The sequence below is a fragment of the Pseudomonas sp. SGAir0191 genome, from assembly GCF_002812565.2.
GTDB classification, from domain to species: Bacteria; Pseudomonadota; Gammaproteobacteria; order Pseudomonadales; family Pseudomonadaceae; genus Aquipseudomonas; species Aquipseudomonas parafulva_B.
Genome location: NZ_CP025035.2, coordinates 335,656 through 350,346, shown reverse-complemented (window position 1 = coordinate 350,346; position 14,691 = coordinate 335,656). Strand labels below are relative to the sequence as shown.

Sequence of the window (14,691 nt, the reverse complement as noted above, 5' to 3'; positions counted from 1 at the left end):
GCTCAGATATCACGTTCATGGCCGCCGCGCACCACGCGCTTGGGCAGGTCGCCGCCAAGCCAATAGGCCAGGTCGGCAGGGCGTTCAATTTGCCAGGCAACGAAGTCCGCAGCCTTGCCCGCTTCAAGGGTGCCATGGCTGCTTCCCATGCCCAGCGCGTACGCCGCATGGGTGGTGACACCGGCAAGGGCCTCTTCCGGCGTCATGCGCATCAGGGTGCAGCCCATGTTCAACATCAGCCGCAGTGACAGGCCCGGCGAAGTGCCCGGGTTCAGGTCGCTGGCCAGGGCGATTTTCACGCCGTGCCGGCGCAGGGCGTCCATTGGCGGAAGCTGGGTTTCGCGCAGAAAGTAGAACGCGCCGGGCAGCAAGACGGCCACGGTGCCAGCCGCGGCCATGGCCATGGCATCTTCTTCTGTCATGAATTCCAGGTGATCGGCCGACAGTGCCTGATAGCGGGCAGCCAGGCTGGAGCCGTGCAAGGAAGACAATTGTTCGGCGTGCAGCTTGACCGGCAAACCCAATTGCTGCGCCTTGATGAACAAGCGTTCAACCTGTGCGGGTGAGAAGGCCAGGTGTTCGCAGAAGGCATCCACCGCATCCACCAGCCCTTCTGCTGCCAATGCCGGGAGCATGTCATTGCAGATGTGGGCAATGTAGTCGTCGCTGCGTTCGGCGTATTCCGGCGGTAAGGCGTGGGCTGCCAGACACGTGGCCCGAACCGTGATACCCAGCTCCTCACCCAGACGTCGGGCTACACGCAGCATCTTGCGCTCGTTGGCCAGGTCCAGGCCGTAACCGGACTTGATCTCCAGGGTGGTCACGCCATCGCGCATCAACGCCTGGACGCGCTGCTGGGCGCTGGCGAACAGCATGTCTTCACTGGCGGCGCGGGTGGCCCTCACGGTACTGGCAATACCCCCGCCCTGCGCGGCGATCTCGGCATAGCTCACACCTTGCAGCCGCTGTTCGAACTCGCCGCTGCGGTTGCCGCCGAATACCGCGTGCGTGTGGCAATCGATCAGCCCGGGGGTTACCCAGGCGCCACCCAGGTCCGCCGTCTGCTCGGTGCCTTCGACTGCCCAGTCGGCACGTGGGCCGATCCACAGGATCCGCCCACCACCGGTCACGATGGCGGCGTCTTCGATGATCGAATAACGGCCTTCGGCCATGGTTGCCACATGGCAGTGCTGCCAGAGGGTTTTCATGCAGGTTCTCCTTTGCTAGCGATGCAGCTCGGCGGCTTCGGCCACTGGCGCGCCCTGTCCTGTCCGCGGCTTGCACCACAGCAGGTAGGACGCCACCAGAAAGACCAGCCAGACCATGCCGACCAGCAACGCCGCCTGAGTGTCGGGGAAATAGCCAAGCACACCGAAGACAAAGACCATGAAGGCAATGGCCAACGCCGGCCCCCAGGGCCAGAACGGTACCGGGAACTTGAGCTCGGCCATCTGCTCACGGCTCATGCTGCGCCGCATCGCCACTTGAGTGATGAGGATCATCAGCCAGACCCAGACGGTGGCGAAGGTGGCGATCGAGGCGATCAGCAGAAACACGTTTTCGGGGATCAGGTAATTGAGCAGTACGCCAACCAGCAGCGCTGCCCCCATGACCAGTACCGTCATCCACGGCACGCCATGCCTGGACAGCCGGCTGAAGCCCTTGGGGGCATGCCCTTGCTGGGCCAGACCATACATCATGCGGCCCGCACCGAAGATATCGCTGTTGATGGCCGAAACGGCCGCGGAGATCACCACCACGTTCAGCACCGCAGCCGCAGAGCCGATCCCCAGGTTACTGAAGATCTGCACGAAGGGGCTGCCCTGGCTGCCAATCTGCGGCCAGGGGTACAGGCACATCAACACGAACAGGGTGAGTACATAGAACAGCAGGATGCGCAGGGGCACGGCGTTGATCGCCTTGGGAATCACCCGTTGCGGATCCTTGGCCTCGCCTGCGGTCACCCCGATGATCTCGATGCCGCCGAAGGCGAACATCACCACTGCGAACGAGGCGATCAGCCCGGCGACACCGTTAGGCATGAAACCACCATGGTCGAACAGGTTGCCCAGGCCCACGGCCTGCCCGCTGCCCACTTGGCTGAAGCCGAACGCCATGATGCCCAGGCCCGCCAGGATCATGGCCACGATCGCCCCCACCTTGAGCAAGGACAGCCAGAATTCCAGCTCGCCGAACACCTTGACGTTGCACAGGTTGAGCGCGCCGATGAACAAGACGATGCCCAGCACCCATGTCCAGCGGGCGACCTCCGGGAACCAGAAGCCCATGTAGATACCGAACGCCGTCACGTCGGCAATGGCGACGATGACCATCTCGAACGCGTAGGTCCAGCCGAGGATGAAGCCGGCCATGGGGCCCAGGTAGGTGCTGGCATAGTGACCGAACGAGCCGGCCACGGGGTTGTGTACGGCCATCTCGCCCAATGCCCGCATGACCATGAATACCGCAGCGCCGCCAATCAGGTAAGCCAGCAATACCGCCGGGCCGGCCATCTGGATGGCCGAGGCCGAGCCGTAGAACAGGCCGGTACCGATAGCCGAGCCGAGGGCCATGAAACGAATGTGGCGGGCAGTCAGCCCGCGCTTTAGACCTTGTGCAGGTTGCATGTCACGTCCTTGAATTGTTTTTGTGGTCGTGAGATCCGGGGGCCGCCACCAAAGGCCCCCAAGGGCATTACAGACTCGGGAGCACGCCCGCTGGCAACAGCGCGGTCAGGCTGCCTTCGGCCAGCAGGAGCACGGCCTTTTCGATGTCCGGTGCAAAGAACCGGTCGCGGTCGTAGTGCGGCACTTCACGGCGCAACGCCTGGCGTGCTTGTTCAAGCTTGGCGGAGGTCTTGAGCCCCTTGCGCAGATCCAGGCCCTGGCAGGCGCCCAACCATTCGATCGCCAGCACGCCCCGGGTATTTTCGGCCATTTCCCAAAGGCGTTTGCCGGCAGCCGGAGCCATTGACACATGGTCCTCCTGGTTGGCGGAGGTCGGCAGGCTGTCGACGCTGTGGGGATGCGACAGGGCCTTGTTCTCGCTGGCCAGGGCAGCGGCGGTGACCTGGGCGATCATGAAGCCCGAGTTGACCCCACCGTTCTCCACCAGGAAAGGCGGCAGCTGGGACATGTGCTTGTCCATCATCAGCGAGATGCGGCGCTCGCTCAACGAGCCCATTTCGGCGATGGCCAAGGCGATATTGTCGGCGGCCATCGCCACCGGCTCGGCATGGAAATTACCCCCTGAAACCACGTCGCCTTCGGCGGCGAACACCAACGGGTTGTCCGACACGGCATTGGCCTCGACGCCAAGTACCTCGGCAGCCTGACGCAGTTGGGTGAGGCAGGCGCCCATCACTTGTGGTTGGCAGCGCAGCGAGTAAGGATCCTGGACCTTGTCGCAGTTCTGGTGCGAGAGCGATACCTCGCTGGTGTCCCCCAGCAGGTCCCGGAAGCAGGCAGCGGTGTCGATCTGCCCGCGCTGGCCGCGCACTTCATGGATACGGGCATCGAAGGGCGAGCGCGAGCCAAGGGCGGCTTCGACGCTGAGCGCGCCGCAGGTGACCGCGGCGGCGAACAAGTCTTCGCCATGGAACAGCCCGCGCAGGGCATAGGCCGTGGACGCCTGGGTGCCATTGAGCAGGGCGAGCCCCTCTTTGGCGGCCAGGGTCAACGGCTCAAGGCCGGCGATGGCCAGGGCCTCGGTAGCCGCAAGCCACTGGCCTTTATAGCGCGCCTTGCCCTCCCCCAGCAGTACCAGGGACATGTGGGCCAGTGGCGCGAGGTCACCAGAGGCGCCGACCGAGCCTTTGAGCGGAATGTGGGGATAGACCTCTGCGTTGACCAGCGCGATCAGCGCGTCGATGACCTTGCGGCGAATACCGGAAAAGCCGCGGCTCAGGCTGTTGATCTTCAGCACCATGATCAATCGGACCAAAGCGTCATCGAGCGGCGCGCCGATCCCGGCAGCATGGGACAGCACCAGCGAACGCTGCAGGTTTTCCAGGTCGTGGCTGGCGATGCGGGTCGATGCCAGCAGCCCGAAACCTGTGTTGATGCCATAGGCGGTACGGTCCTGCGCGATGATCTGTTCGACACAGGCCACGCTGGCATCAATGGCCGGGCCGGCGCTGGCGTCGAGCTGAAGCCGTACTGGGCCTGCATGCACAGTGCGCAGTTGCGCCAGGGTCAGGCAGCCGGGCTTGAGGGTAAGTTCGGTCACGTTGCTACTCCATTTCGCGAGGCATGACAGGCAGCGCCAGCCCGCCTCTTCTTGTTGTTGAGTATCACCTTGTGGGGGGCATTGCAGAGAACAGTGATCAGCCGGTGATCATCGGCAGGTCCAGCCCCTGCGCTTGCGCGCACTCAATGGCGATAGCGTAACCGGCATCGGCGTGACGCATGACACCGGTGCCTGGATCGTTGGCCAGCACGCGAGCAATACGGGCCGCTGCCTCGTCGCTGCCATCACAGACGATGACCATCCCCGAATGCTGGGAGAAGCCCATGCCGACACCGCCGCCATGGTGCAGCGACACCCAGGTGGCACCGCTGGCGGTATTGAGCAGCGCATTGAGCAATGGCCAATCGGAGACCGCGTCGGAGCCATCGCGCATGGCCTCGGTTTCGCGGTTGGGGCTGGCTACCGAACCCGAATCGAGGTGGTCGCGTCCGATCACGATCGGTGCCGACAGCTCACCACTGCGCACCATTTCGTTGAACGCCAGGCCCAGCTTGGCCCGCAGCCCCAGCCCTACCCAGCAGATGCGGGCCGGCAAGCCCTGGAAGCTGATGCGCTCGCGGGCCATGTCCAGCCAGCGGTGCAGGTGGGCGTCATCGGGGATCAGTTCCTTGACCTTGGCATCGGTCTTGTAGATGTCTTCGGCATCGCCCGACAACGCTGCCCAGCGGAAGGGGCCGATGCCGCGGCAGAACAGCGGGCGAATGTAAGCCGGCACGAAACCTGGGAAATCGAACGCGTTGGCCACACCCTCTTCCTTGGCCATCTGGCGGATGTTGTTGCCGTAGTCGAAAGTGGGGACGCCCTGCTGCTGAAAATCGAGCATGGCCTGCACATGCACGGCCATCGATTGCTTGGCCGCCTTGACCACGGCTACCGGGTCGGTCTGGGCGCGGTCGCGGTACTGCTCCCAGGTCCAGCCGGCAGGCAGGTAGCCGTTGAGCGGGTCATGCGCGCTGGTCTGGTCGGTGACCATGTCTGGCCGCACCCCGCGCCTGACCAACTCAGGCAGCACTTCGGCTGCGTTGCCATGCAAGGCAATGGAAATGGCTTTGCCTTCGGCGGTGTAGCGGGCGATGCGCGCCAGCGCGTCGTCCAGGTCCGTGGCCTGCTCATCGACATAGCGGGTTTGCAGGCGGAAATCGATACGGCTTTGCTGGCACTCGATGTTCAGCGAGCAAGCGCCGGCCAGGGTCGCGGCCAATGGCTGGGCCCCACCCATGCCGCCCAAGCCTGCGGTCAGCACCCACTTGCCCTTCAGGCTGCCGCCATAGTGCTGGCGACCCGCCTCGACGAAGGTTTCGTAAGTGCCTTGCACGATGCCCTGGCTACCGATGTAGATCCAGCTGCCAGCGGTCATCTGGCCGTACATGGCCAGGCCCTTGGCGTCGAGTTCGTTGAAGTGCTCCCAGCTGGCCCAGTGAGGAACCAGGTTCGAGTTGGCAATCAGCACGCGCGGGGCATTGCTGTGGGTCTTGAACACGCCGACCGGTTTGCCGGACTGGACCAGCAAGGTCTCGTCGTCTTCCAGACGGGTCAGGGTTTCGACGATCTTGTCATAGCAGTCCCAGTTGCGCGCGGCCCGGCCGATGCCACCGTACACCACCAGCTCCTTGGGGTTTTCGGCGACCTGCGGGTCGAGGTTGTTCATCAACATGCGCAGTGGCGCTTCGGTCAGCCAGCTTTTGGCAGTGAGCGTATTGCCACGCGGGGCACGGATTTCAACGTCACGGTATTTGTTGTTGTCGGTCACGGGAATGTCCTTTGCGGTCGGCTGCAGCAGATGTGTCGATGAGCAATACAAACACATCTTTACTTGTATGTACAAGCATGGACAAGTGAAATTCTGGTACCTTGTCGCTGCAAGCGATGCCGCCCAAGGTCAGCTCAACGGGGATCGAGTTCGATCAGGCAGCACCGCCCCTGTACGTCCAATGCCAGCAACGCCTCGTTGCCTTCCAGCTGCAGGCAGTCATGCAGCCCCAATTGCAGGGCCTGTTGGCCCGCCTTAACGTCTACCACCTGGCTGCCGGCAAACAGCAGCACGGTCGAAGCCGAGGTGTGCACACGGTTGAAATCTTCCAGCCATTGCAAGCGCGCTCGGTAGCGCTGCGGTGCATAGATGAGGTTGAAATCACGAATCGGCCCGCCGATCAGTTGGCAATCGACCTCGCTTGCCCCGTCGAATGCAAACCCGTCGAAGGGCAGCAACGGCCGGCTGGGTTGGCCGTCTATCAACAGATGCATGCCATCGCCCTGCAGCACGGTGATGATCCGCTGGTAGCCGGCGAAGCTCGAAAAAGCACCCGACGCCTGGATATCGGCAATCGACAGGCGCCAGCCGAAACCGTCCAGGCCCTGGCCTTGGTCACGGGCGATTTCCTCGGTGAAGCCGCCGCCGTTTTTCCAGGCCATGCGCGGGTAGCCCCGCGCTTGCAACACTTGCACTCGGCTCATTTGCCAAAACGTCCTTCCAGGCGGTGGCGCGAACCAGGGTGAATCAGCCGCGCAGCCGTGACCGGCTGGCGCCCGGACCAGGTACGGCGGCGGATGAGCAGGCATGGCTCGCCGCGTTCGATTTGCAGGAGCTGGCACTCCTCGGGCTCTGCCAGGATCGCCTCGACCACATGCTCACCCTCTGTCAGCGGGGCTACCTGGGACAGATAGGCATAAGGCGTCTGACGGGTGAAGTCCTGCAGCAGATATTCGGGCGCCACGGCCGCGTTGACGTAGCGATCCTCGATCTGCACCGGGGTATCGTTCTCGAAATGCACGATCAGCGAATGAAACACCCGCTGGCCTTCGCGCATGTTCAAGGCCAGCGCTCGCTCGGAACCTGCCGCTTCCTCGGCAAGCACCACGATCTGACAACTATGCCGATGCCCACGCGCGGCGATTTCATCGGCGATGTTGTTTACTTCGAACAGCGCCGAGCGGCCTTTGGGTTCGGCTACGAAGGTGCCGACACCTTGCATGCGCACCAACAGCCCTTCGGCTGTGAGCTCGCGCAGGGCACGATTGATGGTCATGCGGCTGAAGCCCAGTTGGCTGACCAGTTCGCTTTCCGATGGCACACGGTGATGCGGCGGCCAGCTACCGTCATCGATGTGCTGCTTGATCATCTGTTTGACCCGCGCGTACAGCGGCGCCGGGCCCTCGCCCATGGGGGCAACCAGCGCGTTGACAGGAGGTGTCGGCACGGCCAGGAATCCTTGTGCATAAGAAATGAGCATTAGCTTGCCGGAGTTTACCCGGCAGGCAAACGCCTGTATATGTATATACAACCTAACAAGAACAGGAGCCTGCAATGCCCGCCTATTTTGCCCAACGTGCCTTGTTGCCCTCAGGGTGGGCCCGCGATGTGCGCTTCGACGTCGGCGTGGATGGGTACCTGACGCGCGTTGAAGCCGACGCTTGCGCCGACGGCGCAGAGCATCTGGCGGGCCCCGTACTGCCCGGTATGCCGAATGTGCATTCCCATGCGTTCCAGCGGGCCATGGCCGGGCTCGCCGAGGTTGCCGGCGACCCTAACGACAGTTTCTGGACCTGGCGCGACCTCATGTACCGCCTGGTCGGGCTGATCACGCCTGAGCAATTGCAGGTCATCGCCCGCCAGCTCTACATCGAGATGCTCAAAGCGGGCTATACCGCGGTGGCGGAGTTCCATTACGTGCACCACGACCAGGCAGGCAATGCGTATGCAGACCCGACCGAGTTGTCTCGCCGGATCAGTGCAGCGGCCGCGCAGAGCGGTATCGGTCTGACCCTGCTGCCGGTGCTCTATAGCCATGCAGGCTTTGGCGGCCAGACGCCAAGCGATGGCCAGCGCCGGTTCATCCAGTCCACCGACCACTACCTGCAACTGCAGGCGCGACTGGCGCCGCTGCTGGCCGCGCAACCGGCGCAGAGGCTGGGCTTGTGCTTTCACTCGCTGCGGGCCGTGACGCCTGGGCAGATCGCCGAGGTGTTGGCGGCCAGTGACGATCAATGCCCGGTGCACATTCATATTGCCGAGCAGCAACGAGAAGTCGATGACTGCCTGGCCTGGAGCGGTCTGCGGCCCTTGCAATGGCTGTATGAACACGTGGCCGTGGATGAGCGCTGGTGCCTGGTACACGCCACCCACGCCCAGCCCGACGAAGTGACAGCCATGGCCCGCAGCGGCGCCGTGGCGGGATTGTGCCTGACGACCGAAGCCAACCTGGGCGACGGCATTTTCCCGGCTGCGGATTACCTTGCGCAGGGCGGGCGCCTGGGGATTGGTTCGGACAGCCATGTCTCGCTAAGCGTGGTCGAAGAGCTGCGCTGGCTGGAATACGGCCAACGCCTGCGCGACCAACGGCGTAACCGCTTGCATCGCCACGATCAACCCATGGTCGGGCGCACCTTGCTTGACGCTGCGTGGGCAGGGGGTGCACAGGCGCTGGGCCAGCCCATTGGCGAACTGGCTGTAGGCAAGCGCGCCGACTGGCTGGTGCTTGATGATCAGGACCCCTACATCGCCACAGCCGATGGCGACGGCATTCTCAATCGGTGGCTGTTTGCCGGCGGCGATCGGCAGGTGCGCGACGTGATGGTCAATGGACAGTGGGTGGTACGCCAAGGCCATCATCTGCAAGAGGAGCAAAGCCGGGTGGCATTCGCTCAGGTGCTGCGGCAGCTTTTGGGATGAAGGGATCGAGGCCGCGTAGTGGCGACCGCGATTCAAGCTGAGGCAGTACAGGAGAACCCGGTAGGCTTGACGTTCCTTTCAGCCCACCACGCCTGCAACGTCCTCAGTGCATCTTGACGATCTGCTGATCGGAAGCTCGCCAGATCAACCGGCTGGTGTCGTAGCCCTGCTGGCGGGCCTTGGCCAGCAAGTGTTCGCGCTCCCAGGCCGGCAAGCTGGGCGTGCGTGACAGAATCCACAAGTACTTGCGGTCCGGGCTGCCGACGACCGCGGTGCGGTATCGCTCGTCCACATACAAGATCCAGTATTCGCCCCTGGCAACGCCCGGGACCAGCCGTGTGAACCAGTTATCGAACTCGACCCACAGCCTGTCGGTATGCCCTGGCGCCTCGATATAGGCGCGGCCCTCGGCACGCAACCACTCGTCACCCAGGGTGCGGCAGCGGTTCAGCAGACCGAACGACCCGTCGGGCCTTAGGTTGTAATGGGCCTCGGACTGTTCGCAGCCGGCCTGGTAGCGCATGGGCAAGCGTGCAAGCTCGTACCACTTGCCCTGGTAACGCTTGAGGTCCACCTGCCCCGCGGTCTTCGGTGCAAGCGGGTCGTTCATCGACCCCGCGCACCCGCCGAGCAAGAGGGTCAGGCACAGGCCCAACAGCAGACCGACAGCCCTCATTTGAGGCCCTGCCCGGAATACATCAAGACTTTGTTCGACGCGTACTGCACGCTGATGAAGCTACGCTCGTCCCCCCACGTGCAACTGCTCATGCCCAAAGCGCCCGAGCACTCGGTCGGCGTGCCGAGCAATTGCTCGACGTCGGCCTTGCTCATGCCGGCCTTGAGTTTGGAATAGTTTTCCTGATTGATCTTGCTGCAGGCGACAAGCACGACACACAGCGACAACAGGGCGAGGGAACGCAACGACATGAAGACACTCCTGAACGAGGGAGCAGGCGAGTGGCCTGCAGTGCCCTTCGACGGGAAAATGCCTCCCAGGTTCCCTGGTGGACCTGTTCATGACTGCTACCGCTGATCGGGAAGACGGCTTGTTCGAATGAGCCGCCGAGAGCTGGGGGTGTTCTGCATGAGGTTTTACATGCTTGGGCCGGGTCTGAAATAGCGGACACTATTGGGGCCGCTGTGCGGCCCATCGCGGCACAAGGCCGCTCCTACACCGACCGCGTGATGCCTGATGAATAGGCGAGGCCGCAGAACGTGGCGGGACCGGCTTTACCGGTATGCCAGACTGGCCGTAAAGCGGCCCCAGCTGCGAACCCGTCAATTCAGGCGCTACGTGGTTGGTGTAGGAGCGGCCTCGCCGGGGCGCCGGACCGGCCGCGATGGGCCGCACAGCGGCCCCAATGGCCTCAAGTCAATCCCATTAGCCCATGATGGACAGCTTCAGGCATTGGACGCAGAACGCCGCTTCAGAACCTGGAACCGGGCTCGAGCAGAAAGTCCATTTCTTCACTGGTACTTGGCCTGTCCAACACCAGATTACGGTGCGGGAACCGGCCGAACCGCTCGATCACCCGCTGGTGCTGCTGGGCATAATCCAGAAAACCTTCAAACAACCGACGGTTGGCTTCAGGCTGCTCATCGAGCAGCACCTGGTAGCGCTCGACGGACATGTTCTGCCAGTCCAGCACTTCGGCATGTTCGAGCACCAGCAGCACGAATACCCGCTGGATTGGGAGCAACTGGTAATCCCAGTCCTTCTGCAATCCTTGCAGGGTAACCACTTGCGCACGCCGATCACCTTCGAACGCACGCGGCGTGTCGCGGTAGATCATGCGTGGCAACTGATCGAGCAGAAGCAGAAGCCCGAGCCAGCCCTGAGGGCTTTGCTGCCACTCGTCGAGCCCGCCAGCCAACGCCTGTTCGACAAGCTCACCGAACAGCGCCTGAGCCTCGGCGTCGTGATGCTTGCCGAACCATTGGGCGCTCTTCTCGTCAGCCACGGCCTGGGCACTGGTGCCCCAACCGAACCACCATTCCAGCAAAGGCTGCCAAGGTGCGAGCATGACTTACTCCTTGTGGTAGGCGGTGACGCGCTCGACCTCTTCCTTCGAGCCCAGGATCACCGACACCCGCTGGTGCAGGCTTTCTGGCTGAATGTCGAGGATGCGGTCGTAACCGTTGGTGGACGCGCCACCGGCCTGTTCGATGATGAACGACATCGGGTTGGCCTCATACATCAGGCGCAGCTTGCCCGGCTTGCTCGGCTCACGGGCATCGCGCGGGTACATGAACAGGCCGCCACGGGTCAGAATACGGTGTACGTCGGCCACCATCGAGGCGATCCAACGCATGTTGTAGTTCTTTTTCAGCGGGCCGGTCTCGCCTGCCAGCAACTCGCCCACGTAGCGCTGTACCGGGGCTTCCCAGTGACGCTGGTTGGACATGTTGATGGCGAATTCGGCGGTGGTTTCCGGAATACTGATGTTCTCGTGGGTCAGCACGAAGCTGCCCAATTCGCGATCCAGGGTGAAGCCCTTGACGCCGTTGCCCAGGGTCAGGATCAGCATGGTTTGCGGGCCATAGATGGCATAGCCGGCCGCCACCTGCTCGGTACCCGGCTGCAGGAAGGCATTTTCGTTCAGGGTTTCGTTCTGGCTCAGGTACTCGTTGGGGCAACGCAGTACCGAGAAGATGGTGCCGACCGACACGTTGACATCAATGTTGGAGGAGCCGTCCAGCGGGTCGAAGACCAGCAGGTAGGCACCTTTGGGGTAACGGCCCGGAATCTGGTAGGCATTGTCCATTTCTTCGGACGCCATGCCGGCCAGGTGACCGCCCCACTCGTTGGCTTCGAGCAGGATGTCGTTGGAGATCACGTCCAGCTTCTTCTGGACTTCGCCCTGGACGTTTTCGGTGCCCATGCTGCCCAGCACGCCGCCAAGGGCGCCCTTGGACACGTGGTGGCTGATTTCCTTGCACGCACGCGCCACCACTTCGATCAGGAAGCGCAGATCGGCAGGGGTATTGTTGCTGCGGGTCTGCTCAATCAGATAGCGACTAAGGGTAACGCGGGACATGTATGGCTCCAACAGGATTGGGGATGGAAAACCCACGCAGTTTACAGGGAGAGCGGCGGGCTAGCGAGCGATGAGACTCGCCACGGCTGTCAGACGGCACAATGGATCGGGAGTTCAGCGCTCGCCAGGTCGATGGTCGGGCACCGGGCTGCCGGCCCCATCCTGGCGCCGGCCAGCCTGTGCTCGCTACAGATGGCAACGCTGACGAGCCAGAGAGCGGTGCCCCCCTGGCCGTCCCTGTGTCAGTCCAGTGCCTTCCAGATCTCGGTCGCGTACTCGCGGATGGTCCTGTCCGACGAGAACCAGCCCATGCGTGCCGTGTTCAGCACAGCCATGCGCCACCACTGCTGCGGCTGGTGCCACAGGTCTTCCACCCGTTGCTGAGCATCCCAATAGGCATCGAAGTCGGCGCAGACCATGAAGCGGTCGTAGCCAATCAGGCCATCGATCAGACCGGTGTAACGCGAAGGGTCGTCCGAGGAGAACACGCCACTGCGGATGGCCTGCAACACATCGTTCAAGCGCCCGGAGGCCGCGATGGCAGCAGAGGCACCAAAATCGCCAGCGCGCTTGCGCGCCTCGACCTGCTGCGCCGTCAACCCGAAGATGAACATGTTGTCGGGGCCGACCTGCTCGCTCATCTCCACGTTCGCGCCATCGAGGGTGCCGATGGTCAGGGCGCCATTGAGGCCGAACTTCATGTTGCTAGTACCCGAGGCCTCGTAACCGGCAGTGGATATCTGCTCGGAAAGGTCCGCGGCCGGGATGATGCTTTCAGCCAGGCTGACGTTGTAATTGGGCAGGAACACCACCTTGAGCAGGCCGCGCACGGTGGGATCGTTGTTGACCACGCGCGCGATGTCGTTGGTCAGCTTGATGATGAGCTTGGCCTGATGGTAGCTGGCCGCCGCCTTGCCCGCGAAGATCTTGACCCGCGGTACCCAGTGCGTACCCGGGTCGTGGCGAATGGCCTGGTACAACGCGACGGTGTGCAGCAGGTTGAGCAATTGCCGCTTGTACTCGTGGATGCGCTTGACCTGCACGTCGAACATCGCCTCTGGGTTCACCGTAACGCCCACCCGGTCCTGGATGATGCTCGCCAATGCACGCTTGCTGTGCAGCCGCTGCGCCGCGAACTGCTTGCAGAAACTGGCTTTGTCGGCGAACGGAACCAGCCCGGTCAGCAGCCGCTCAGGGTCGTCCAGAAGTTCCGGGCCCAATGCCTCCACCAGCATGCGGGTCAGCTGGGGGTTGGACTGGTAGAGCCAGCGGCGGAAGGTGATGCCGTTGGTCTTGTTGTTGATTCGCTGCGGGTACAGCTTGTGCAATTCGGAAAAGACCGTGCTTTTCATCAATTGGCTGTGCAGGGCCGACACGCCGTTGACGCTGTGCGAGCCCAGGAAGGCCAGGTTGCCCATGCGCACCCGCCGGCCGTTGTCTTCTTCGATCAAGGACACAGCACGCAGCACGTCGAAGTCGTGCATGCCTTTGGCCCGCAACGAGTCGATATGGTAGGCGTTGATCAGGTAGATGATCTGCATGTGCCTGGGCAGCATGCGCTCCATCAATGCCACCGGCCAGGTTTCCAGGGCCTCGGGCAGCAAGGTGTGGTTGGTGTAGGCCAAGGTGCCCACGGTCAGTCCCCAGGCGGTATCCCAGGGGATCTGATGTTCATCGACCAGCAACCGCATCAGCTCGGCCACAGCAATGGAGGGGTGGGTATCGTTGAGCTGAATGGCCGCCGCATCGGGCAGGTTTAGCAAGTTATCGTGCATGTTCAGGTGCCGACGCAGCAGGTCTTGCAGCGATGCCGACACGAAGAAGTATTCCTGGCGCAGGCGCAGTTCCTGGCCAGCCTCGGTACTGTCGGCCGGGTACAGCACGCGGGAGATGCTTTCGGCGCGCGCCACCTCGGCAACGGCGCCCAGGTGGTCACCTGCGTTGAAGCGCTCCAGGTGCAGCTCTTCCAGCGCCCGTGCACGCCACAGGCGCAAGGTATTGACGCTGGAGCCTCGCCAGCCGACCACCGGCGTGTCATACGCCACCGCCCGGACGGTTTCGCTGGGTGACCACACCTGGCGCTGGTTGCCATGCGTGTCGCTGACCGTTTCGACGCTGCCACCAAAACTGATGGGGTAGATGACTTCGGCCCGCTCGAACTCCCATGGGTTACCGAAATCCAGCCAGTTTTCCGTCTGTTCCTGCTGCCAGCCGTCCACCATCGCCTGCCGGAACAGGCCGTGCTCGTAGCGGATGCCGTAGCCATGCGCAGCAATGCCCAGCGTCGACATGCTTTCCATGAAGCATGCCGCCAGCCGGCCCAGGCCGCCGTTGCCCAACGCCGCGTCGGGCTCGAGCAGGCGAATGCGCTCCAGGTCCACATCCAGGCCGTCCAGCGCTTCGCGCGCGATGTCCAGCAGGCCCAGGTTGCTCAGGCTGTCATACAGCAGGCGACCGATCAGGAACTCCAAGGAGAGGTAGTACACCCGCTTCTGGCTGCGTCGGTAGGATTGCCGGGTATGGTCCATCCAGTGATCGACCATATGGTCGCGCGCGGCCAGGGCGATGGCTTCGAACCAGTCATGGTCGAAAGCATGCTCCGGGTCCTTGCCGACGGCATAGGTAAGTTTATCCAGCACTGCGGCGCGAAAATCCGCGACTTCAGCGTCACGCGCTTTGGGTTCCTGGGACATGCGTCATCCTCGGGGCAAGTGGACAAGAGCAGAAAGCAAATGT

At 63.0% G+C, this 14,691-nt stretch carries 12 protein-coding genes; 1 reads left to right on the top strand and 11 read right to left on the bottom strand.

From position 1 onward, the window contains the following. Window positions 1–2: 2 nt before the first annotated feature. The 6 genes from hutI to hutC form a co-directional block, all read right to left on the bottom strand. Window positions 3–1,208, bottom strand: a complete 1,206-nt coding sequence (gene hutI / locus CWR53_RS01520; RefSeq protein ID WP_100850637.1) for an imidazolonepropionase — start codon at window positions 1,206–1,208, stop codon at window positions 3–5. Window positions 1,209–1,223: 15 nt separating this feature from the next. Then, window positions 1,224–2,627 (bottom strand): amino acid permease, encoded by a 1,404-nt coding sequence (locus tag CWR53_RS01515; RefSeq protein WP_058639863.1) that lies wholly within the window; start codon window positions 2,625–2,627, stop codon window positions 1,224–1,226. A gap of 67 nt (window positions 2,628–2,694) precedes the next feature. After that, window positions 2,695–4,227: a histidine ammonia-lyase gene (hutH, locus tag CWR53_RS01510; RefSeq protein WP_100850636.1), complete on the bottom strand. Its 1,533-nt coding sequence runs from the start codon at window positions 4,225–4,227 to the stop codon at window positions 2,695–2,697. 97 nt (window positions 4,228–4,324) lie between these two features. Then, on the bottom strand, window positions 4,325–5,998 hold the full coding sequence (hutU, locus tag CWR53_RS01505) for a urocanate hydratase (RefSeq protein WP_058604267.1): 1,674 nt from the start codon (window positions 5,996–5,998) through the stop codon (window positions 4,325–4,327). Window positions 5,999–6,132: 134 nt separating this feature from the next. After that, window positions 6,133–6,702 (bottom strand): HutD family protein, encoded by a 570-nt coding sequence (locus CWR53_RS01500; protein ID WP_100850635.1) that lies wholly within the window; start codon window positions 6,700–6,702, stop codon window positions 6,133–6,135. Next, window positions 6,699–7,409, bottom strand: coding sequence for a histidine utilization repressor (hutC, locus tag CWR53_RS01495; protein WP_375335478.1), 711 nt, complete (start codon window positions 7,407–7,409; stop codon window positions 6,699–6,701). The genes CWR53_RS01500 and hutC overlap by 4 nt, the downstream gene beginning before the upstream one ends. Before the next feature lie 143 nt (window positions 7,410–7,552). On the opposite strand from hutC, the gene CWR53_RS01490 reads away from it, so the two are divergent. Next, window positions 7,553–8,917 (top strand): formimidoylglutamate deiminase, encoded by a 1,365-nt coding sequence (locus CWR53_RS01490; protein WP_058604265.1) that lies wholly within the window; start codon window positions 7,553–7,555, stop codon window positions 8,915–8,917. Between the two features lie 103 nt (window positions 8,918–9,020). Here the strand turns inward: CWR53_RS01490 and CWR53_RS01485 are convergent, their stop codons facing one another. The 5 genes from CWR53_RS01485 to CWR53_RS01465 all read right to left on the bottom strand — a co-directional run bounded on the left by CWR53_RS01485 (window position 9,021) and on the right by CWR53_RS01465 (window position 14,648). After that, complete coding sequence (locus tag CWR53_RS01485) at window positions 9,021–9,593, bottom strand: lipocalin family protein (protein WP_058604264.1); 573 nt, start codon at window positions 9,591–9,593, stop codon at window positions 9,021–9,023. Continuing rightward, the gene (gene bamE, locus CWR53_RS01480; RefSeq protein ID WP_058604263.1) at window positions 9,590–9,844 is read right to left on the bottom strand and encodes an outer membrane protein assembly factor BamE; all 255 of its coding nucleotides are present in this window, start codon (window positions 9,842–9,844) and stop codon (window positions 9,590–9,592) included. The genes CWR53_RS01485 and bamE overlap by 4 nt, the downstream gene beginning before the upstream one ends. A 500-nt stretch (window positions 9,845–10,344) precedes the next feature. Further along, window positions 10,345–10,941: a DUF924 family protein gene (locus CWR53_RS01475; RefSeq protein WP_100850634.1), complete on the bottom strand. Its 597-nt coding sequence runs from the start codon at window positions 10,939–10,941 to the stop codon at window positions 10,345–10,347. 3 nt (window positions 10,942–10,944) lie between these two features. Beyond that, window positions 10,945–11,955 (bottom strand): class 1 fructose-bisphosphatase, encoded by a 1,011-nt coding sequence (locus CWR53_RS01470; protein WP_023532920.1) that lies wholly within the window; start codon window positions 11,953–11,955, stop codon window positions 10,945–10,947. A gap of 242 nt (window positions 11,956–12,197) precedes the next feature. Beyond that, window positions 12,198–14,648 (bottom strand): glycogen/starch/alpha-glucan phosphorylase, encoded by a 2,451-nt coding sequence (locus CWR53_RS01465; RefSeq protein ID WP_100850633.1) that lies wholly within the window; start codon window positions 14,646–14,648, stop codon window positions 12,198–12,200. Window positions 14,649–14,691: the final 43 nt, after the last annotated feature.

Coding starts and splice junctions, on each gene's coding strand:
- hutI (WP_100850637.1), bottom strand. CDS start 1,208: ATGAAAACCCTCTGGCAGCACTGCCATGTGGCAACCATGGCCGAAGGC.
- CWR53_RS01515 (WP_058639863.1), bottom strand. CDS start 2,627: ATGCAACCTGCACAAGGTCTAAAGCGCGGGCTGACTGCCCGCCACATT.
- CWR53_RS01500 (WP_100850635.1), bottom strand. CDS start 6,702: ATGAGCCGAGTGCAAGTGTTGCAAGCGCGGGGCTACCCGCGCATGGCC.
- hutC (WP_375335478.1), bottom strand. CDS start 7,409: ATGGGCGAGGGCCCGGCGCCGCTGTACGCGCGGGTCAAACAGATGATC.
- CWR53_RS01490 (WP_058604265.1), top strand. CDS start 7,553: ATGCCCGCCTATTTTGCCCAACGTGCCTTGTTGCCCTCAGGGTGGGCC.
- CWR53_RS01485 (WP_058604264.1), bottom strand. CDS start 9,593: ATGAGGGCTGTCGGTCTGCTGTTGGGCCTGTGCCTGACCCTCTTGCTC.
- bamE (WP_058604263.1), bottom strand. CDS start 9,844: ATGTCGTTGCGTTCCCTCGCCCTGTTGTCGCTGTGTGTCGTGCTTGTC.
- CWR53_RS01475 (WP_100850634.1), bottom strand. CDS start 10,941: ATGCTCGCACCTTGGCAGCCTTTGCTGGAATGGTGGTTCGGTTGGGGC.
- CWR53_RS01470 (WP_023532920.1), bottom strand. CDS start 11,955: ATGTCCCGCGTTACCCTTAGTCGCTATCTGATTGAGCAGACCCGCAGC.
- CWR53_RS01465 (WP_100850633.1), bottom strand. CDS start 14,648: ATGTCCCAGGAACCCAAAGCGCGTGACGCTGAAGTCGCGGATTTTCGC.